Origin of the sequence: Pseudomonas sp. 43mfcvi1.1, from assembly GCF_900115935.1 — a bacterium.
GTDB lineage: Bacteria > Pseudomonadota > Gammaproteobacteria > Pseudomonadales > Pseudomonadaceae > Aquipseudomonas > Aquipseudomonas bijieensis.
On record NZ_UETT01000003.1, the window covers coordinates 193,701 to 213,800 of the forward strand.

A 20,100-nucleotide genomic window follows, 5' to 3' on the forward strand; every position below is an offset into this window, starting at 1 on the left:
ATGCAAAGGATATACCGATCAGCAACCACAGTGCCGCCGGACGGGCGGCCCGTTGCATAGGCAAGCTGCCGGGTGGCCGGTATACTCCGGCGCAATTAAAGCATTTTCAAGGATTTCGCCATGAAGCGCCTGATCTCTTCCCTTGCTGCGCTCGTCGCGGTTGCCTGCCTCGTGACAGCCTGTGGTCAAAAAGGTCCGCTGTACCTGCCTGATGACAGCAAGTCCCCTGAAGAGCAGGCCAAGTCGTCGCAAGCCAAATCCCACGCGCACGACACCCACACCACTTACTAAGGGAACGCCATGGACGCTTTTAACTACCGTGGCGGGGAGCTGTTCGCGGAAGGGGTTGCCCTGTCCGCGATCGCCGAACGTTTCGGCACGCCGACCTACGTCTATTCCCGTGCCCACATCGAGGCCCAGTACCGGACGTTCGCCGATGCCCTCGACGGCATGCCGCACCTGGTGTGTTTCGCCGTCAAGGCCAACTCCAACCTGGGCGTGCTCAATGTCCTGGCGCGCCTGGGTGCCGGTTTCGACATCGTCTCCGGTGGCGAGCTCGAGCGTGTGCTGGCCGCTGGCGGTAGCGCCGACAAGATCGTGTTCTCCGGTGTCGGCAAGACCCGCGAAGACATGCGCCGCGCCCTGGAAGTGGGCGTGCACTGCTTTAACATCGAATCCACCGATGAGCTCGAGCGCCTGCAAATCGTCGCCGCCGAGCTGGGTGTTCGCGCACCGGTCTCCCTGCGCGTGAACCCGGACGTCGATGCTGGCACCCACCCGTACATTTCCACCGGTCTCAAGGAAAACAAGTTCGGTATCGCCATCGCCGACGCCGAAGACGTGTACGTGCGCGCCGCTCAACTGCCGAATCTGGAAGTACTGGGCGTCGATTGCCACATCGGTTCGCAACTGACCACCCTGGAACCGTTCATCGACGCCCTCGACCGCCTGCTGGCGCTGGTCGACCGCCTCGGCGATTGCGGCATCTACCTGCGTCACATCGACCTGGGCGGCGGTGTCGGCGTGCGCTATCGCGATGAAGAGCCGCCACTGGTGGCCGACTACATCAAGGCCGTGCGCGAGCGTCTGGAAGGCCGTGACCTGGCGCTGATGTTCGAACCGGGCCGCTACATCGTGGCCAACGCCGGCGTGCTGCTGACCCAGGTCGAGTACCTCAAGCACACCGAGCACAAGGATTTCGCCATCGTCGATGCGGCGATGAACGACCTGATCCGCCCAGCGCTGTACCAGGCCTGGATGGACGTCACCGCCGTGCGCCCTCGCGACACCGCGACCCGCAGCTATGACATCGTCGGGCCGATCTGCGAAACCGGCGACTTCCTGGCCAAGGGCCGGGAGCTGGCACTGGAAGAAGGCGATCTGCTGGCCGTGCATTCGGCCGGTGCCTACGGGTTTGTCATGAGTTCCAACTACAACACCCGCGGCCGCTGCGCCGAGGTGCTGGTGGACGGTGATCAGGCATTCGAAGTGCGTCGCCGCGAGACGGTAGCCGAGTTGTTTGCCGGCGAAAGCCTGCTGCCGGAGTAAAACCATGCTGCTGCGTTTTACCAAGATGCACGGCCTGGGCAATGACTTCATGGTCCTCGACCTGGTCAGCCAGCACGCGCACATCCTGCCCAAGCATGCCAAGCAATGGGGTGACCGGCACACCGGCATCGGTTTCGACCAGTTGCTGATCGTCGAGGCGCCCAACAACCCGGACGTGGATTTCCGTTATCGGATCTTCAATGCCGACGGCTCGGAAGTGGAACAATGCGGCAACGGCGCGCGCTGCTTCGCCCGCTTCGTGCTGGACAAGCGCCTGACCGCCAAGCGACATATCCGCGTCGAGACCAAGAGCGGCATCATCGAGCTGGATGTGCGCAGCGACGGCCAGATCGGCGTCAACATGGGCGCTCCGCGCCTGGTGCCAGCAGACATCCCCTTCCAGGCACCGGCCCAAGCGTTGAGCTATCAGGTGGACGTCGACGGCACCCCGGTGGAACTGGCGGCGATCTCCATGGGCAACCCCCACGCCGTGCTGCGAGTGGCCGATATCAACAGTGCCCCGGTGCATGAGCTGGGGCCGAAAATCGAGCATCATCCGCGCTTCCCCGCACGGGTGAACGTCGGTTTTCTGCAAGTCATCGACCGCCATCGTGCACAATTGCGCGTCTGGGAACGCGGCGCCGGGGAAACCCAGGCCTGCGGTACCGGCGCCTGTGCCGCTGCAGTCGCTGCGATCAGCCAGGGGTGGATGGATTCGCCATTGTTGATCGACCTGCCCGGCGGGCGCCTGTCCATCGAATGGGCGGGCCCTGGCCAACCGGTGATGATGACCGGCCCGGCAGTGCGCGTATACGAAGGACAAGTTCGTCTTTGAGTGAGCCAAACCCATGACCGACCAGCCACAGGTTCCAGCCCCACAGCCCGACGAATCCCCCAGCCTTCCAGAAGCCGCGGCCGTGGCGGCCTATCTGGAGGCTCATCCGGATTTCTTCGTCGAGCACGAAGAACTGCTTGCGACGATGCGCATCCCCCACCGGCGCGGCGATACCGTGTCGCTGGTGGAACACCAGATGAAAATCCTGCGCGAGCGCAACATCGAAATGCGCCATCGTCTTTCGCACCTGATGGACGTGGCCCGGGACAACGACCGGCTTTTCGACAAGACCCGTCGGCTGATCCTGGCCCTGATGGACGCCAGCACCCTCGAAGACCTGGTCATGAGTGTCGAAGACAGCCTGCGCCAGGATTTCCAGGTGCCCTTCGTCAGCCTGATCCTGTTTGGCGACAACGCCATGCCGGTGGGCCGCTGGGTAACCCACGCCGAAGCGCAGACAGCCATCGGCGGCCTGCTCACGGAAAACAAAAGCGTCAGCGGCAGCCTGCGCGAGCATGAGCTGGACTTCCTGTTCGGCGAAGAACAACGCAAGCAGATCGGCTCCACCGCCGTCGTCGCCATCGCCCACCAGGGCGTGCACGGCGTGCTGGCCATCGCCAGCCGCGATCCGCAGCACTACAAGAGTTCGGTGGGCACGCTGTTCTTGAGCTACATCGCCGAAGTCACCGGCCGGGTGCTGCCAAGGGTCGCCGGCTCGCTGCGCTCGGTACGCTGATGATGGAACGGCAACTGGACGCCTACTGCGAACACCTGCGCAGTGAGCGCCAGGTGTCGCCCCACACGCTGTCGGCTTATCGCCGCGACCTGGAAAAAGTCCTGGGCTGGTGCCAGAAGCAGAACATCGGCAGCTGGGCGGCCCTGGACATCCAGCGCTTGCGCAGCCTGGTCGCCCGCCTGCATCAACAGGGGCAATCCTCCCGCAGCCTGGCGCGGCTGTTGTCGGCGGTGCGTGGCCTGTATCACTACCTCAACCGCGAAGGCTTGTGCGATCACGACCCGGCCACCGGCCTGGCGCCGCCCAAGGGCGAACGCCGGCTGCCCAAGACCCTCGATACCGACCGCGCCCTGCAATTGCTTGAAGGCGCCGTCGAGGATGACTTCCTGGCACGACGCGACCAGGCGATTCTCGAGCTGTTCTATTCTTCCGGCCTGCGGCTTTCGGAACTGACGGGGCTTAACCTGGATCAACTGGACCTGGCCGATGGCATGGTCCAGGTGCTCGGCAAGGGCAGCAAGACACGCCTGCTGCCCGTCGGCCGCAAGGCCCGCGAAGCCCTGGAGCAGTGGCTGGCGCTGCGGGCGCTGACCAACCCCGCCGACGACGCGGTCTTCGTCAGCCAACAAGGGCGGCGCCTGGGCCCGCGGGCGATTCAGTTGCGGGTCAAGGCCGCCGGTGAACGCGAGCTGGGACAGAACCTGCACCCACACATGCTCAGGCACTCCTTCGCCAGCCATCTTTTGGAATCGTCCCAGGACCTGCGCGCCGTCCAGGAGTTGCTCGGCCACTCGGACATCAAGACCACACAGATCTATACCCATCTGGACTTCCAGCACCTGGCGACGGTCTATGACAGTGCCCACCCCAGGGCCAAACGCATCAAGGGCGACGAATCATGACCATCGAGCTCATCACTTTCGACCTGGACGACACCCTGTGGGATACCGCCCCGGTGATCGCCAGCGCCGAAGCCGTACTCCGCCAATGGCTGACCGACAACGCACCGAACCTGGGCGGCGTACCGGTGGAGCATCTTTTTTCGATTCGCGAGCAAGTCTTGCGCGAAGAGCCCGGCCTGAAGCATCGCATCAGCGCATTGCGCCGACGGGTGCTGTTCCGCGCACTGCAAGAGGCCGGCTACGATCAGTGGCAAGCGTCTGAGCTGGCGGACGAGGCATTCGAGACGTTCCTGCATGCCCGTCATCAACTGGAGGTTTTCCCCGAGGTGCAGCCCACCCTGGAGATCCTGGCCAATCATTTCGCCCTTGGCGTGGTCACCAATGGCAATGCCGACGTGCGGCGCCTGGGGCTGGCGGACTATTTCAAGTTCGCCTTGTGCGCCGAAGACATCGGCATCGCCAAGCCTGACGCCCGGCTGTTCCACGAAGCCCTGCAACGCGGCGGTGCCACGGCGCAGACCGCCGTACACATTGGCGATCACCCGGGCGATGACATCGCCGGCGCCCAACAGGCCGGCCTGCGCGCGGTGTGGTTCAACCCGACGGGCAAGGCCTGGGAGGCCGACCATGCGCCAGATGCGGAGATTCGCAGCCTGACCGAACTGCCGGGGTTGCTGGCAGGTTGGCATAGCCAACCCTGAACCCACGGCTCTGTAGCCGCCAACGCCCCTTTGCGGGAGCGAGCCTGCTCGCGATGGCGGCGGCACATCCAACATCAATACCAGCAGACCCACCGCTATCGCGAGCAGGCTCGCTCCCACCCTGGATCCGCTGTGTCCTGCGGCTCCGCGCCCGGCACAAAACCCTGTGGGAGCGAGCCTGCTCGCGATGGCGGCGGCACATCCAACATCAATACCAGCAGACCTACCGCTATCGCGAGCAGGCTCGCTCCCACAGGTCCGGGACTTTATCTGGCCCATGAAAAAGCCCGCAGCGACGGCGGGCTTTTTCAGCAAGCAAGAAGCAGAAGCTCAGATAGGGCGGCTGCCGTACTTGTTGTCCGGCTTCTTGGGCGGATCAGCGACCACGTTGGCCTCCACTTCCTGCACCTTACCGCCCCTGGCCAGGAATTCCTCCATGGCCTTGGCGAGCGCATCACGCTCCTTGTTCTTGGCCTCTACGCTCGGCAACTCGTCGACCGACACCGCGGCCTTGGCCTTGCCTTTGGCGGTAGGAACCGGAACATCGGCCCCATCATCGTCGGCTACGTCTTCAGCCGCCGCTTCAAGGCCTTCTTCGGTCTCGTCTTCGTCGCCCACTTCGAGGTCGTCGTTTTCCAGATCATCGTCGCTCATGTTCTACCTCATGACTTGCGAAAAGCAGATTAGTTATAGCCCAGCTTCGCCATCTGTTCGAAGGCTGCCAGAAAAAATTCAACATCCGCCGGCAATCAGCGGTTATGCCCCTTCACCGTACAAGGTGGCGAGGACTTTACGAGCACCACCGTGATCACGGTGCTCGCCCAGATAAACACCTTGCCAGGTACCCAATGCCAACCGTCCTGCCGTGACCGGCAGGCTGAGCTGGCAACCGAGCACACTGGCCTTGAAGTGCGCCGGGAGGTCGTCCAGGCCTTCGTCGTTGTGCTCATAGTCGGCGGTTCCTTGTGGGATCAGCCGATTGAAAAATCGTTCGAAGTCTCGACGTACCGCCGAATCGGCGTTCTCGTTGATGGTCAACGAAGCCGAGGTATGCTGCAGCCACAGATGCAACAGACCGACACGACACGCCTGGAGTTCAGGCAGGCCGGCAAGCAATTCGTCCGTCACCAGATGAAAGCCCCGGGGCCTTGCCCGCAGGGTTATCAGCGTCTGTTGCCACATACAGATCTCCGCACGTTCGGCGCGCATTCTAGCGCGCTCTGGGAAAAAACAAAGGGCCTAATATTCTTGCTTCGGTGTAAGCCTTTGGCGGTACAAAACCCCATGTCGCATCCACAACAAAAGGCGTCGGGAAAACCGCCGCGTCCTGTGAGCAGTGACAAATTCCAGACAAAAAAATGCCCGGCGAACCGGGCATTTTTTATTGCGTGTGCTTACAGGTTGTAGCCACGTTCGTTGTGTTGGGCCAGGTCCAGGCCCACGGCCTCTTCTTCCTCGGAGACACGCAGACCCATGACGGCGTCCAGCACCTTGAGAATGATGAAGGTGACGATCGCGGTGTAGACCACGGTGAAAGCCACGCCCTTGAATTGAATCCACACTTGCGCACCGATATCGGTCACGGTGCCGAAGCCACCCAGTGCCGGTGCCGCGAACACACCGGTCAGGATCGCGCCGAGGATACCGCCGATGCCGTGCACGCCGAAGGCGTCCAGGGAGTCGTCGTAGCCGAGTTTGCGCTTGAGGGTGGTGGCGCAGAAGAAGCACACCACGCCCGCCGCCAAGCCGATGACCAGGGCGCCCATCGGGCCCACGGTGCCGGCAGCCGGGGTGATTGCAACCAGGCCGGCCACCACGCCCGAGGCGATGCCCAGTGCGCTTGGCTTGCCGTGGGTGATCCACTCGGCAAACATCCAGCCCAGCGCCGCCGCGGCGGTAGCGATCTGGGTCACCAGCATCGCCATGCCGGCGGTGCCGTTGGCAGCAACTGCGGAACCGGCGTTGAAGCCGAACCAGCCAACCCACAGCATCGCCGCGCCCATCAGGGTATAGCCCAGGTTATGCGGCGCCATCGGCGTGGTCGGGAAGCCTTTGCGCTTGCCCAGTACCAGGCACGCCACCAGGCCGGCGATACCGGCGTTGATGTGCACCACGGTGCCGCCAGCGAAGTCCAGCACGCCCCAGTCCCACAGCAGGCCGCCGTTACCGGACCAGACCATGTGGGCGATCGGTGCATACACCAGGGTGAACCATACGCCCATGAAAACCAGCATGGCGGAGAACTTCATCCGCTCGGCAAACGCACCGACGATCAGCGCTGGAGTGATGATGGCGAAAGTCATCTGGAAGGTAATGAACACTGCTTCAGGGAACAGCGCCGCCGGGCCGGTCAGGCTGGACGGGGTGACGCCTGCCAGGAACGCTTTGCCCAGGCCGCCGACAAAGGAGTTGAAGTTGACGACGCCCTGCTCCATGCCGGTGGTGTCGAACGCGATGCTGTAGCCATAGATGACCCACAGGACGCTGATCAGACCGGTAATGGCAAAGCACTGCATCATCACGGAAAGAAGATTTTTCGACCGGACCATGCCACCGTAGAACAGTGCCAGGCCGGGAATGGTCATGAACAGTACAAGAATCGTGGCCGTGAGCATCCAAGCGGTGTCGCCGGAGTTCAGGACTGGGGCTGCCGCTTCTTCTGCCATGGCCAGGCCTGGCATTGCGAAGGACAACAGGGCTCCTAGCCCTGCGAATTTACGCAGAGTCATATTGTTTTCTCCTGGGGCGTTGGGTTTGGCGGCTTAGATGGCGTCGGTATCGGTTTCGCCGGTACGGATGCGGATAGCCTGTTCCAGATTGACCACAAAGATCTTCCCGTCACCGATCTTGCCGGTGTTGGCGGCCTTGGTGATTGCCTCGATCACCCGGTCAAGATCCTTGTCGTCAATGGCGACATCGATCTTCACCTTGGGCAGGAAATCGACCACGTATTCCGCGCCGCGATACAGCTCGGTGTGACCTTTCTGCCGACCGAAGCCTTTGACCTCAGTAACGGTAATGCCCTGCACGCCGATCTCGGACAACGACTCGCGCACGTCGTCCAACTTGAACGGCTTGATGATGGCAGTGACTAGCTTCATGAAACTTTCTCCCGAATTGGTGGACTTGCCCCAGGAAAACAAACCCGACTCAAGTCTAAGCGCAGTGCCTGGCTTTGTAACGCATCGTCGGCCCAAGTTGCCCGACAGGTGCCAGTTAACCGATCCTGACGAAACTCCCCGTTCCGCCTGCTGCACTGCATTCGTCACAGCGACTGCATCAGTGCATGGGTCATCAGCCTCTAAGCAGAAACCTTGCCATCTGTACCCAAACCCTCTGATTTCAGTCTCTTACCCACCGTGCCCGCTTGCTCCGCCCCACGAACCGCAGCGATACGCACAACAACAGTGCGACGATGCCCGGCCTCGTGCGCGAAAAGCGTGCATCCTTGCTTGCAAATTGACTATAGACACTGCGTGGTACACTGCCCGCCATTGTTTCCAGGACACCTGCCCATGCTTGCGCCCAAAGACCTCCTCGACGCCCTGAGCGGCCATGCCTCCCGTATCTTGAGTGGTGACACGCCGCTGCCCAAGAGCGAAATCGAAAGCCAGTTCAAGGCGCTGCTGCAAAGCGGGTTCAGCAAACTGGACCTGGTGAGCCGGGAAGAATTCGACAGCCAGATGGTCGTGCTGGCCCGGACCCGGGCGCGGCTCGAAAGCCTGGAGGCCAAGGTCGCGGAGTTGGAAGCGCGACTGGCCCAGGAATAGGCACCTTCGGGCCATACGCCCGGCATCAGCCCAGGCGTATTCAACCCAAGGGTCAGAGGCGGAAACGACCGACCAGGGTATTGAATGACAGGGCCAGGTTGGACAGCTCCTGGCTCGACGCACTGGTCTGGTTTGCCCCAGCGGCGGTCTGGGTAGAGAGATCCTGGATATTCACCAGGTTGCGATCGACCTCACGGGCCACATGGGCCTGCTCCTCCGACGCCGTGGCAATCACCAGGTTACGGTCATTGATCTGCGCAATACCGTCGGCGATCTGCTCCAGTGCCTCGCCCGTGGCCCGGGCCAGGCTCTGGGTCTCGGTCACCAGCGCCTGGCTCTTGCCCATGGCATCGACCGCGCTGTCGGCACGGTCCTGCACCGCGTGGATCATGCTCTCGATTTCACCGGTTGACGCCTGGGTGCGTGCCGCCAGGGCACGAACCTCATCGGCCACCACGGCAAAACCACGTCCCTGCTCCCCGGCGCGGGCCGCCTCGATGGCCGCGTTGAGCGCCAACAGGTTGGTTTGTTCAGCGATCCCGCGGATCACATCCAGCACCTTGCCAATATCGCGTACCTGAACGGCAAGATCCCTGACCAGCCCGGTGGACGAGGTTATTTCCTGGGTTGCAGTGTCGATCGCCTGCACCGCGCTACGGGCCTGATCACGTCCCTCGCTGGCCTGTGTGCTGGTCGATTGCGAAGCCTGTGAAGTGGAGACCGCGTTGCGGGCCACTTCCTCAACCGCCGAAGTCATTTCGGTCACGGCGGTGGCGGCCTGCTGGATTTCGTCATTCTGCCGGATCAAGGCACGACTGCCATCATCGGTGACCGCCGTCAGCTCCTCGGCGGCAGACGCCAATTGGTCCGAAGCGTTGGCAATCTGCTGGATGGTGGCCTTCAAACTCGTCTGCATATCGCCCAAGGCCTTGAGCAACTGGCCGGCCTCGTCGCGACTGTTGCTGGTGATGTGCTGAGTGAGGTCGCCCTGGGCGATGCGTTGCGCGCAATCGACCGCCGTGGCAATCGGTCGACTGATCAGGCGACTGATAAACATGCCCAACAGCAGCGCGGCGATAAACGCCACGACAATGCCGCTGTACAGCACGGTCTTGGCCGTCGCCTCCTGCTGCGTGGCGGCCTTGGCGTCTTCGCTGATCTGACGGTCATTGGAGTCGATCATGATGGTCAACTGGTCCATCACCTTGCGATAAGTCTTCTGCAGGTCACCCAGCAACAGGGTGCGACCGTTCTCCAGGTCGCCAGCCGCCATCATCGCCACGTACTGCTGCACCATGGCCTGGTAGACCGGCCAATCCCGGGCCATCTGGTCGCCAGCGATGCGCTCGTCTTCAGCCAGGTTGCCTTTGCGGTAATCGGCGAAAGCCTTTTCGCTGGCCAACTGATTGGCTTTCATCGAAGCGAGAAACTCATCCTTCATGCTCTGCGGAGCATTGCCGGCGGTAGCGACATACAGTCGGTACATGTCGCGCGTCTGGCCGACCGCCTTGGTCTTGGTCTGCGACGTATTGGCGACCGAGACCAGGTTGTTGTTGAACACCCCCTGCAAACGTGTCGACAGTGCGGAAACCCCACTGACGCCAAGCATGCCCACGGCGAGCGTAATCAGGGCGCAGAGGAAAAACGAGGTGATCAGTTTGGTTGATAATTTTGCGTCATTGAGCCAGTTCATCGGTGGATCCTCACGGGATGCTGGTCCAGCAGCCCTGCTATGTGTGCATTTCCCTGCCCCGCGTAACGCCAGGTAAAGGGCCTGTGTCCAGACTCCATCGCCGCTGATATGAACCTCGAGCAAGACGTCGTACAACATCACAAACGTACAAGCTAAATTCCCTGCTCGCCTTCAAACTTGATGGAGCGACCTCCTCGCTTTTTTGCCCATTGCGCTCACAACGCCATAGGCCAAATATCTTCTGAAATACTTGAGATAGAGACATTTAATGAAAAAATTAAATGATGGCTTATAGCCATATTTCTTGAGAAATGTTACATCATGTGACACATTGATCACAACATAAGACATCGTATGACTTAGGCAATTTCTATGAAATGAACCTAAGAACGTGCATCGAAGCCCCACCGTGAGGAGTTACACATGCATCCGCAGAGGATGGGTCAGCCATTGCCCGGTGTGCGCAAGGCCAAACCCGTGAGGAAGAAGCTTGCAGAGTGCCTGGCCCTGATAACGATCAGCCTGGCAGCCCATGGCGAAACGCTCGATACCAGCGCCTCGCCCGGCAAGCGACTGGCAGTGGCCGCCGATTGCGTGGCCTGCCATAGCACCCTCGGCGGCAAGCCCTTTGCCGGCGGTTATCCACTCAACTCGCCAATGGGCGTCATCTACTCAACGAACATCACCCCTTCCAAGACCGCCGGCATCGGCCAATACACTCAGGCAGACTTCGCCCGCGCCGTGCGCGACGGCGTGACCCCGGACGGCACCCACCTGTACCCGGCGATGCCCTACACCTCCTACGCAAAGATGACCGACAGCGACGTTGCCGCCCTGTACCAGTACTTCATGGATGAAGTCACGCCGGTGGATACGCCCAGTCCCAAGACCGAACTCGACTTTCCGTTCAATATCCGCGCCTCGATGCTCGGCTGGAACGCCCTGTTCCATAGCCAGAAACGCTTCGAGGCGGATCCGGGCAAGTCCGCTCAGGTCAATCGCGGTGGCTACCTGGTCAATGCACTGGCCCATTGCGACACCTGCCATACCCCGCGCAATGCCCTGATGGCAGCGGATAACGCCAAGGCGCTTTCCGGCGGTTCACTGGGAGCCTGGTATGCACCCAACATCACCTCGGACAAGACCAGCGGGATCGGTGCCTGGTCGAGCGATGAGCTCGTTGCCTACCTGCGCAGCGGCCATGTAGAGGGCAAGGCGCAAGCTGCCGGGCCCATGGCCGAAGCGGTCGAGCACAGCCTGCAGTACCTTGGCGAAGATGACCTCAAGGCCATCGCGGCCTATCTGCTGCAGACCCCACCGATCGCTACCGGCGAACGCCAGGCCCGCCATACCTTCGGCCAAGCCTCGAACGACGAACTCACCCTGCGCGGCGGCAAACCGCAGGATCATCCGGGCTGGCACATCTTCAGCGGCACCTGCGCCAACTGTCACCAGGCCAACGGCGAGGGCACCCGTGAATATCCGTCACTGTTCCACAACACCGCGACCAGCCGCCGCGACAACCTGATCGCGACGATCGTCTACGGCGTGCATCGCGAAGTCGACGGCGTGGCAATCGACATGCCGGCCTTCGGTCCCGGTGCGCTGTTCACCGATCGTCTCGACGACCAGCAGATCGCCGATGTCAGCAACTACGTCCTGTCCCGCTACGGCAACGCCGGATTGAACGTGACTGCCGCCGATGTGGCACAGGTTCGCGAAGGCGGACCCAAGGCCCCCATCGCAGTGCTGGCACGCTACAGCGTACCGGCACTGGTTGTGCTCGGCCTGCTGATCCTCCTGGGGCTTTACAGGCTCAAGGCTCGTCGCCGGCTGCAGGAGGCCTGAACAATGGACACTTCAATGACCGACAAACACATGCCCGTTTCATCTACCCCCACCAACCACCTATCCCGCCGCGGCCTGCTGCGCGGGTCGGTCACCCTGGGCCTGGTGGCCTTGGTCGGAGGCCTCGGCCCCTGGCAATCGGTGATGGCCGAGGGCGACCAGGACTTTATCGCCCTGTCGCAATTCCTGGTCAGCCGTCCGGTCAACCCGGTCCTGGCGGCGCGCTACTACCGCGCCCTGAGCCGGCGCGCACCGAACTTCAGTGGCAATGTCGGCGCCCTCAGGCAACTGGTCGACGGGCAGGGCTTCAAGCATGTGGATGAATACCTGGCCCAGGCCAACCCGGACCCATCGTTGAAAGCGACGGCCACCAGCATCATTTCGGCCTGGTACCTGGGCATCGTCGGCGAGCTCGCCGATGCCGAACTGATCAGTTACTCCGAGGCGCTGATGTATCGCCCGACCCACGGCATTCTCATCATTCCAACCTACGGTGGCGGCCCCGACTCCTGGGGCGCCAAGCCAGCCGACACGCAGGATTTCAAACTATGAGCAGCGTTGTTTACGACGCCGATGTGGTCGTCATCGGCTCCGGCGTGATGGGTGGCTTGATTGCCAGCGAGCTGGCCAAGTCGAACAAGTCCGTGATCGTTCTCGAAGCGGGCCCGCGGGTGAACCGCCGCGACATCGTCGAAACCTTCCGCAATGCGCCGGTCAAGCTCTCACTGGCCAATGCCAAGCTGCAAGGCGCCGGTTCGCCCTATCCAAGCTTGCCCCACGCACCTTCCACCTATGGCGACTACCTGCAGCAGGTCGGCCCGGTGAAGTACAACACCTCCTACCTGCGGGTGGTCGGCGGCACCACCTGGCACTTCGGTTCCTCGCTGTGGCGCATGCTGCCCAACGACTTCCGCCTCAACGCCCTCTACGGGCGCGGGCGTGACTGGCCAATCAGCTATGACGAATTGGAGCCTTTCTACGCCCGCGCCGAGACCGAGCTGGGTGTGTCCGGGGTCGACGGCCAGGATGAAAGCGGCCAGGGTGGCGCGGCCTATCCACCGCGCTCAATCCCTTACCCGATGGAAGGCCTCAAGCCCAGCTACATGTTCAAGCGTCTCTCGAGCCTGTTGAGCAAGGGCGGCTACAACCCGATCCTCGAACCCAACGGACGCGCCACCCGCCCCTATGGCAAGCGTCCGCCGTGCGCGGGCAACAACAACTGCAACCCGGTCTGCCCGATTGCCGCCAAGTACGACGGTTCGATGCACATCGACGAGGCCGAGCGCCATGGCGCCAAGGTCCTGGACAACTCGGTGGTGTACCGGATCGAGGCCGGTGACGACGGCAAGATCACCGCGATCTGGTACATGCGCCCGGACAAGACCCAGCATCGCCTGACCGCCCGCTACTTCGTGCTGGCGGCCTATGGCATCGAATCGCCGAAGCTGTTGCTGATGTCCACGTCCGAGCGATACCCCAACGGCATCGCCAACACCTCCGACCAGGTCGGCCGCAACCTGATGGACCACACCGGCGTGAGCATGAACGTGATGACCAAGGAGGACATGTGGCCCGGCGAGGGACCGACCCAGTTGCTGGTCTACCTGAACAGCCGCGACGGCGCCTTCCGCAAGGATTACCCGAGCTACAAGATCAAGGTGCGCAACACGGTGCCCACCTCGCAGATCACCACCAACCTGATCGCCAAGGGCGTGCTGGGCTCCAAGCTCGACGAACAGATCCGCCTGCAGTCGGCGCGCTCCTTGAACTGGGCAGTGGACTTCGAAACCCTGCCGCTGCCGGAAAACCGCGTCACTCCGAGCAAGACCCGCTTCGACGCGATTGGCCTGCCGGTGCCGGAGATCTACTACAGCGTTCCCGACTACTGGCACGCGGGCAAGGAAAAGGCCTTGGAGGACCTCAAGCAGTTCGCCCACCTGCTCGACGCCGACATCCTCAGCACCGACGTCAACTTCCAGAACCGTCAGCACATCATGGGCACCACCATCATGGGTAACGATCCGAAAAACTCGGTGGTCGACCGCGACTGCCGCAGCCACGACCACGCCAATCTGTTTATCGCCGGGACCAGCGTGATGCCGTCATCATCCTGCGTGAACCCCACGCTGACAGGGGCCGCACTGAGCATACGGATCGCCGATCAATTGCTGAGGGAGGTGTAGGGCCTGTTCAACCCTCCGCCGCCCGCTGAGAGTGGGCCGGGGTCAGTGCCAGCGGCAGTTCCAGGCTAAACAGCGCGCCGCGGCCCGGCCCGGCGCTCTGCGCGGTCAGATCGCCGCCCATCTCGTGCGCCGCCAGAATGCAGCTGTGCAAACCAAAACCGTGGCCGTCGACACGCGTGGTGAAGCCGTGCTCGAACACCCGCTCCAGGTTGTCCTGCGCAATCCCCTCGCCGTTGTCCTCGACCTCGACCCGCACACGCCCATCGTCAACGACCTTCAGGCGCAGGATGATCTGCGGCGGCCGATTCGTACCCGCGTCCAGCGCCTGCTTGGCGTTGTTGATCAGATTGACCAGGATCTGCAGCACTCGGTGCTTGTCCAGCGGCATTTGCGGGATATCGATGAATTCCTTGATCAGCGTGATGTGGTGGCGGGTCAGGGATACATCGCAAATGCGTACGACATCCTCGACCAACTCTCGCAGCGAGCCCGGCTCCAATACGCTGGAGTTGCCGGCGTAGGACTGCTGGGTGGCGACGATTTCCTTGATATGGTCGATTCTGCGGGTCAACTGCGCCAACTCGGCGATCATCGCCTGCTGTTCGATGGCCAGCGCATCGGCCAGTTTGTCGAGATAGTCGGGTAGCGCGCGACCTTTAGGGTCGCTGCTGATGAAATCGCCGAGGTCATCGGGATGCTCCCTCATCAGTTGGACGACCTTGGCTACTCCTGGGCCCTTGGATGTATGCACCTTCTCGTACAGGACCTGGGCTGACACGTTGACGCTATTGAGCACATTGCCCACGTTGTGCAGCACGTTGGTGGCGATCTCCGCCATGCCGGCCCGGCGGGCGGTGGTGACCAGTTCGGCCTGCGCCTCGCGCAACTCGTCGTTGACCTTGGCCAATTGCTGCGGGCTGGGAATCTTCAGCGCCGCCGGCACCAACCGGACCAGCAGGATGGCGGTAATCACGGAGGCAATCGCGGTGATCACCTTGACCAGCGCCGACAGCCAGTAATAGGGCTGCCAGATAGTCAGGATCTCCATCACATGGCTGGTGCCGCAGGCCAGGATAAACACGCCAAAGGCCGCCAGCATCCAATCGAACGGCACATCTTTGCGCTTGTGGATAAAGTACAGGAGGGTGAAGGGAATGGTGACGTAGGACAAAGTGATCAAGCCGTCGGCGATCACATTGGTCCACAGCAGGTCCGGACGCCACATATAGCAATGCCCGTGGGGCATGAAACGCTTGTCGGTTAACAGAGCCAGCAGATCGTTCATGGCCACTTCCTCCCTGTGCCGTTGATACAGCCAAGTGCCGACTGGGCAAATCGCAGTCTAGCAGAGCGCTGGCCTCGGACAATTTGCCCCCGAGGGGGCTTTTGGGGCCCCCGTGATGGTGAAGAAAGCGTAAGGGGCCACCGTGAACCTCTATGGCCTGTCCAGCTTCACTGCAGACTCAGCCATCCAATAGCTCTCCCGCCAGAACTTGTAGTCGGCAAACTCCCCATGCTTCTGTGGCCACCTGCCGTGATTGTCTATAGGGAAGCGAGTTAAATGCACCCTGTTGCGCAGTGGTCGGTAACACGCCACATCATCGACAACCTGGGCATTGGGGAAAACATCTTCAGCCAGCCGAGTCATATTCCACCAAGACCCGGCTGTTCGGTCCTTGAATGAATTGACCTCGCCAAACGTATAGTCAATCCAGTTCAAGAGACTCCCGCGCGGGATGAAGTCATAAAAGAAATTTTCACCGACTTCCCTGTATGGATCCAGGCTCAAATTCCAGAAGTCCACTTCAGGCCTTGTCACCAACCAAGGCACAACGACATTTTCGACCTCCTTCACCCGAGCCGCAGCGCCCATGAAAACCAGATTGTTCACGTTAAGATCCGGATGCCTGGCAAGTATATTAACCGCGACAATGGCCCCCATACTGTGGCCAACAATATTTATCTCACTCCCATCAACGGGGTATGAAGAACCTTGTTGATTGCCTTTTTTTTCCAAACGATGAAGAAGTGCGGTAACGGCCGTATCAGCGTAGCGAACCGGCCCCTTGAACTCTTTATCGGGTTCTGTGATTAAGTCGCCTTCAAACGCAATATTTTTAGTCAGCACCAGGTCAGTACGACGAAGCATTCCATCCCATGCCCCGGTTCCGAAGCCGTCGACCAAGGGGGCTACCCCCAGCTTGACCGGATTCCACACGGTGTAGTAATCACTGCCAACACCGACATGGGGCGGTGGATTACTTATTTGAAACCCCATGTCGTCCAGTTTATCAACTCTTTCCTGGTAATTCGCTTCATCGACACTATTGACGCTTTTGGAAACCGCGAGAGGGTCTGAAATCTCCTTGTATAACGAAGATGGAACCCTGACCAAGGATCGCCCTAAATCCTCGATCAATACAACGGGCGAGGTCATCGCACCGAGTACCGGCCTATTCAGGCCTTTTCGAATTCTAAACAGATGATCGGCATAGTTGGGCCAAAAGTCTGAATTCCAGGCAATAAAAATCGGATACTGATGATCCGCAAGCATCTCGTCCACCATTCTTTCGGGACGATCGACCGCTGTAGAAAAATTGTTCAGTCCGCCATGTATGAACAAGGTAATTCTTAATTTCTTATCCCTGTTCCGCAGCGCTGTATAGTTCTGCAAAATGTTCTCGAGATATGCCTTCTCATCGGCTTTTGTCTTCGCCAGATCACCTGGCTCACCGATGATTGTTTTTTGGTTTGGATCAATGAGATTTCCATCCCCATCGATGTAAAGCATGTGCATTTTGGCATTCTGGTAATCCGTCCCCTTATGACCTGCACACCCCGCCAACACAACAATCGTTATCAGCCAAGTCAAGAGCTTCATGCGATCCCCTCCCTTTAAGTTCCAGAAGTGTAGAAGAGAATTGGGGGCTTAATGGCATCATGCCACTCGCCTTCCATTAGCCAAATCGCAGGCTGATCGGCACTGCGCAACATCCTGCCAAAATTCCCCCTTCAATTGCCGCGCCCAAGCGCATCTGCACGACTAATCTTCAAGAGCCGCAGGACGCGGCGCCCCCTTCACTCAAGGAACGATTCATGTCGCTCGCCATTGTCCACAGCCGCGCCCAAGTCGGGGTCGAGGCTCCTGCCGTTACCGTTGAAGTTCACTTGGCCAACGGCTTGCCATCGCTGACGATGGTGGGCCTGCCAGAGGCGGCGGTAAAGGAAAGCAAGGATCGGGTGCGCAGCGCGATCATCAATTCGGGGCTGAATTTCCCGGCGCGGCGCATCACCCTGAACCTGGCTCCGGCAGATCTGCCAAAGGACGGCGGGCGCTTCGACCTGGCCATTGCCTTGGGGATCCTGTCGGCCAGCGTGCAGGTGCCAACCCTGACGCTTGACGATGTGGAATGCCTCGGTGAGCTGGCATTGTCCGGCGCGGTGCGTCCGGTGCGCGGGGTGTTACCCGCGGCACTGGCGGCGCGCAAGGCCGGGCGCATGCTGGTGGTACCACGGGCCAATGCCGAGGAAGCCTGCCTGGCCTCGGGGCTGAAGGTGATCGCCGTGGATCATCTGCTCGAAGCGGTGGCGCATTTCAACGGTCACACGCCGGTCGAGCCTTTCGTTTCCAATGGACTGCTCTCGGCCAGCAAACCCTACCCCGACCTGAATGAAGTGCAAGGCCAGGCCGGGGCCAAGCGGGCACTGCTGATCGCCGCCGCGGGAGCTCATAACCTGCTGTTCAGCGGGCCACCGGGCACCGGCAAGACACTGCTGGCGAGCCGTTTGCCGGGGCTGTTACCGCCGTTGGCGGAAAGTGAGGCCCTGGAGGTCGCGGCCATCCAGTCGGTGGCCAGTTGCGTGCCGTTGAACCATTGGCCGCAACGGCCGTTTCGCCAGCCCCACCACTCGGCTTCCGGTCCCGCGCTGGTGGGTGGCGGGTCAAAACCGCAGCCAGGGGAGATCACCCTCGCCCACCATGGCGTGTTGTTTTTAGATGAACTGCCAGAGTTCGACCGCCGGGTGCTGGAGGTCTTGAGGGAGCCGCTGGAGTCTGGGCACATCGTGGTTTCTCGTGCCCGCGACCGAGTCCGCTTCCCGGCGCGTTTCCAGTTGGTGGCAGCAATGAATCCCTGCCCCTGTGGATACCTAGGCGAGCCCAGCGGCCGTTGCTCCTGTACGCCAGACATGGTGCAGCGCTACCGCAATAAGCTCTCCGGCCCCCTGCTGGACCGCATCGACCTGCACCTGACGGTCGCCCGCGAGGCCACGGCGTTGAATCCCAAAAGCGAACCCGGTGCCGATACGGCCACCGTCGCCGAGCACGTGGCCGAAGCCCGGGAACGCCAGCAAAAACGCCAGGGCTGTGCCAACGCATTCCTGGATCTGCCGGGCTTGCGTCGGCATTGCAAACTATCCGCACTCGATGAAACCTGGCTGGAAACCGCTTGCGAACGACTGACCCTGTCGCTGCGCGCCGCCCACCGCCTGCTCAAGGTCGCCCGTACGTTGGCAGACCTTGAGCGGGTGGATCGGATCAGTCGGGAGCACTTGGCCGAGGCGTTGCAGTATCGGCCCGCTACGCCCTGAAGTGCGTCACGGCTTGCTCAGGTCCACCAGCGGCGTACCCCGCACCTCGGTTTCCCGGCCACCCTGGATTTCATCGATGCGTTTGAGGGCTTTATCCACGGCGCCCTTATCCGCCAGCAGGCTGTAGTGGATCTGGAACTGCTTGTGCTCTTTCGGCGCGATCATGGGAACCAGGCCCAGTGGTCGCTGATACCGGCGGTTATAGGAAAAACTGGTGCCTGGCTCCAGCCCGGTCACGTAGCCCTGGCCCTGGGTATCGGTGTTTTTCCACAGGGAGAACACGGGAAGCGTGCTGGTGTTGAAGCCCACCGATACCCCGAGGCTGCCGGCCTTGTTATGCAGCACGGTAAGGGTGTCGCCCTTGGCGTCGGCGTAGGGCACGACGTTATAGACGGTTTCGTCGTAATCCTTGGTCGGGGCCCGGTAGGTTTGCCAATCGGGCAAGTCGCCCTTGGCCTTGTCGTTGAACGGCGAGACCTGCTTGACCGGTGCCGCGAAACGAGCGCCCTGCTCCAGGAACGGCGTGCTGAAGTTGCTGTGATAGAGCGCTTGGTATTCCTTTGGATAGTCGCCGTTGTTGGTCAGCGTATCGTTGAGGGTGAAAGCCACACTACCGGGCTCGGTGACCAGTTCGGTCTGCACCGAGAAATCGACCTTCTTGAAGGCCTGCTCCTTCAACTCGCCTCGCAATGTGATGGCGTACGGAGGTTTTTCATCGATGTGCAAAGTGACCTTGTTGGCCGGGATGTTGGCTGCACGACCATGCAGGGTCAGCAGCTCACCATTGTCCATGCCGGGATGGCCGACCCATTCGTAGCCACAGCGAGTCACCAGTTCATTGAAACCTTCGAGCCAGCCCAGTCCGCCTCGACCATTGAGCTCAATGAACGCCGGATTGACCACTTCCTTGACGGGCGAATCCCAGCCCATGCGCACATTCCCGACCGAAGCCTGCAGCACGTTCATGCCGCGGGTCGGGACGACGGAAAGCTTCAGGGTACCGTTGTCGATGTCGACGATGCTGACGCCTTCCTGGCGGCCACCGTGCAAGGTGCGCATCGTCACGGAAAAGGGCTTGCCGGTCTTCACGCCCAGTTGCTGGCTGGTGATTTGCCAGGGTTGAGCGGCTTTATCCGTATCCAGCAGGACGTAATCCCAAGCCATCGCATGGGAGGCAGCGCTTAGAGCGCCAAGGGTAACGAGGAGTTTGAGCGGAGTCATGGTCACGACCTTTTATTGGAGTTGTGCGGTTTTTATAGACTTGAAGAAACGTTTCAGCAAGCTTAAAAACAGC

The 20,100-nt window shown here is 61.1% G+C and carries 19 protein-coding genes; 11 read left to right on the forward strand and 8 right to left on the reverse strand.

What is annotated here, in order from left to right; all coding sequences use genetic code 11:
* The first annotated feature begins 120 nt into the window (after window positions 1-120).
* The 6 genes from DTP52_RS07000 to DTP52_RS07025 are packed head-to-tail and all read left to right on the forward strand — an operon-like array spanning window position 121 to window position 4,722.
* Window positions 121-291: a lipoprotein gene (locus DTP52_RS07000; protein WP_109752655.1), complete on the forward strand. Its 171-nt coding sequence runs from the start codon at window positions 121-123 to the stop codon at window positions 289-291.
* 9 nt (window positions 292-300) lie between these two features.
* Window positions 301-1,548, forward strand: a complete 1,248-nt coding sequence (gene lysA / locus DTP52_RS07005) for a diaminopimelate decarboxylase (RefSeq protein ID WP_109752657.1) — start codon at window positions 301-303, stop codon at window positions 1,546-1,548.
* Between the two features lie 4 nt (window positions 1,549-1,552).
* Window positions 1,553-2,383: a diaminopimelate epimerase gene (dapF, locus tag DTP52_RS07010; RefSeq protein ID WP_109752658.1), complete on the forward strand. Its 831-nt coding sequence runs from the start codon at window positions 1,553-1,555 to the stop codon at window positions 2,381-2,383.
* 13 nt (window positions 2,384-2,396) lie between these two features.
* Entirely contained in the window at window positions 2,397-3,119 is a 723-nt protein-coding gene (locus tag DTP52_RS07015) for a DUF484 family protein (RefSeq protein ID WP_109752660.1), read from the forward strand.
* A 2-nt stretch (window positions 3,120-3,121) separates the two neighbouring features.
* Window positions 3,122-4,021, forward strand: coding sequence for a tyrosine recombinase XerC (gene xerC / locus DTP52_RS07020; protein ID WP_109752662.1), 900 nt, complete (start codon window positions 3,122-3,124; stop codon window positions 4,019-4,021).
* On the forward strand, window positions 4,018-4,722 hold the full coding sequence (locus DTP52_RS07025; protein WP_109752664.1) for an HAD family hydrolase: 705 nt from the start codon (window positions 4,018-4,020) through the stop codon (window positions 4,720-4,722). Before xerC ends, DTP52_RS07025 begins: the two co-directional genes overlap by 4 nt.
* A gap of 330 nt (window positions 4,723-5,052) precedes the next feature.
* On the opposite strand, the gene sutA is transcribed toward DTP52_RS07025, so the two are convergent.
* From sutA to glnK, 4 genes are all read right to left on the reverse strand, one after another.
* A complete protein-coding gene (gene sutA / locus DTP52_RS07035; protein WP_003206813.1) occupies window positions 5,053-5,376 on the reverse strand; it encodes a transcriptional regulator SutA in 324 nt (107 codons plus the stop codon).
* A 102-nt stretch (window positions 5,377-5,478) separates the two neighbouring features.
* Complete coding sequence (locus DTP52_RS07040) at window positions 5,479-5,904, reverse strand: secondary thiamine-phosphate synthase enzyme YjbQ (protein ID WP_109752956.1); 426 nt, start codon at window positions 5,902-5,904, stop codon at window positions 5,479-5,481.
* 212 nt (window positions 5,905-6,116) lie between these two features.
* The gene (locus tag DTP52_RS07045) at window positions 6,117-7,451 is read right to left on the reverse strand and encodes an ammonium transporter (protein WP_025216105.1); all 1,335 of its coding nucleotides are present in this window, start codon (window positions 7,449-7,451) and stop codon (window positions 6,117-6,119) included.
* Between the two features lie 33 nt (window positions 7,452-7,484).
* A complete protein-coding gene (gene glnK / locus DTP52_RS07050; protein WP_002555808.1) occupies window positions 7,485-7,823 on the reverse strand; it encodes a P-II family nitrogen regulator in 339 nt (112 codons plus the stop codon).
* 414 nt (window positions 7,824-8,237) lie between these two features.
* Between glnK and DTP52_RS07055 the strand changes: the two genes are divergently transcribed.
* A complete protein-coding gene (locus DTP52_RS07055) occupies window positions 8,238-8,492 on the forward strand; it encodes an accessory factor UbiK family protein (protein ID WP_109752668.1) in 255 nt (84 codons plus the stop codon).
* A gap of 52 nt (window positions 8,493-8,544) precedes the next feature.
* Here the strand turns inward: DTP52_RS07055 and DTP52_RS07060 are convergent, their stop codons facing one another.
* Complete coding sequence (locus DTP52_RS07060) at window positions 8,545-10,185, reverse strand: methyl-accepting chemotaxis protein (RefSeq protein ID WP_109752670.1); 1,641 nt, start codon at window positions 10,183-10,185, stop codon at window positions 8,545-8,547.
* A 423-nt stretch (window positions 10,186-10,608) separates the two neighbouring features.
* On the opposite strand from DTP52_RS07060, the gene DTP52_RS07065 reads away from it, so the two are divergent.
* From DTP52_RS07065 to DTP52_RS07075, 3 genes are read left to right on the forward strand one after another with little or no spacing between them, the layout of a single operon-like run.
* Window positions 10,609-12,033, forward strand: coding sequence for a cytochrome c (locus DTP52_RS07065; protein ID WP_256594245.1), 1,425 nt, complete (start codon window positions 10,609-10,611; stop codon window positions 12,031-12,033).
* A gap of 3 nt (window positions 12,034-12,036) precedes the next feature.
* Window positions 12,037-12,585, forward strand: coding sequence for a sugar dehydrogenase complex small subunit (locus tag DTP52_RS07070; protein WP_109752672.1), 549 nt, complete (start codon window positions 12,037-12,039; stop codon window positions 12,583-12,585).
* Window positions 12,582-14,216 carry a GMC family oxidoreductase gene (locus DTP52_RS07075; protein ID WP_109752674.1) on the forward strand — a complete coding sequence of 545 codons (1,635 nt, stop codon included), beginning with the start codon at window positions 12,582-12,584 and terminating at the stop codon, window positions 14,214-14,216. Before DTP52_RS07070 ends, DTP52_RS07075 begins: the two co-directional genes overlap by 4 nt.
* Window positions 14,217-14,223: 7 nt before the next feature.
* On the opposite strand, the gene DTP52_RS07080 is transcribed toward DTP52_RS07075, so the two are convergent.
* Together DTP52_RS07080 and DTP52_RS07085 are read right to left on the reverse strand one after the other, a co-directional pair.
* Window positions 14,224-15,501, reverse strand: a complete 1,278-nt coding sequence (locus DTP52_RS07080) for a sensor histidine kinase (RefSeq protein WP_109752675.1) — start codon at window positions 15,499-15,501, stop codon at window positions 14,224-14,226.
* A 150-nt stretch (window positions 15,502-15,651) separates the two neighbouring features.
* Window positions 15,652-17,097 (reverse strand): alpha/beta fold hydrolase, encoded by a 1,446-nt coding sequence (locus DTP52_RS07085; RefSeq protein WP_109752677.1) that lies wholly within the window; start codon window positions 17,095-17,097, stop codon window positions 15,652-15,654.
* 215 nt (window positions 17,098-17,312) lie between these two features.
* On the opposite strand from DTP52_RS07085, the gene DTP52_RS07090 reads away from it, so the two are divergent.
* On the forward strand, window positions 17,313-18,806 hold the full coding sequence (locus DTP52_RS07090) for a YifB family Mg chelatase-like AAA ATPase (protein ID WP_109752679.1): 1,494 nt from the start codon (window positions 17,313-17,315) through the stop codon (window positions 18,804-18,806).
* Between the two features lie 6 nt (window positions 18,807-18,812).
* On the opposite strand, the gene DTP52_RS07095 is transcribed toward DTP52_RS07090, so the two are convergent.
* Window positions 18,813-20,027 carry an aldose 1-epimerase family protein gene (locus tag DTP52_RS07095; protein ID WP_109752680.1) on the reverse strand — a complete coding sequence of 405 codons (1,215 nt, stop codon included), beginning with the start codon at window positions 20,025-20,027 and terminating at the stop codon, window positions 18,813-18,815.
* Window positions 20,028-20,100 lie beyond the last annotated feature (73 nt).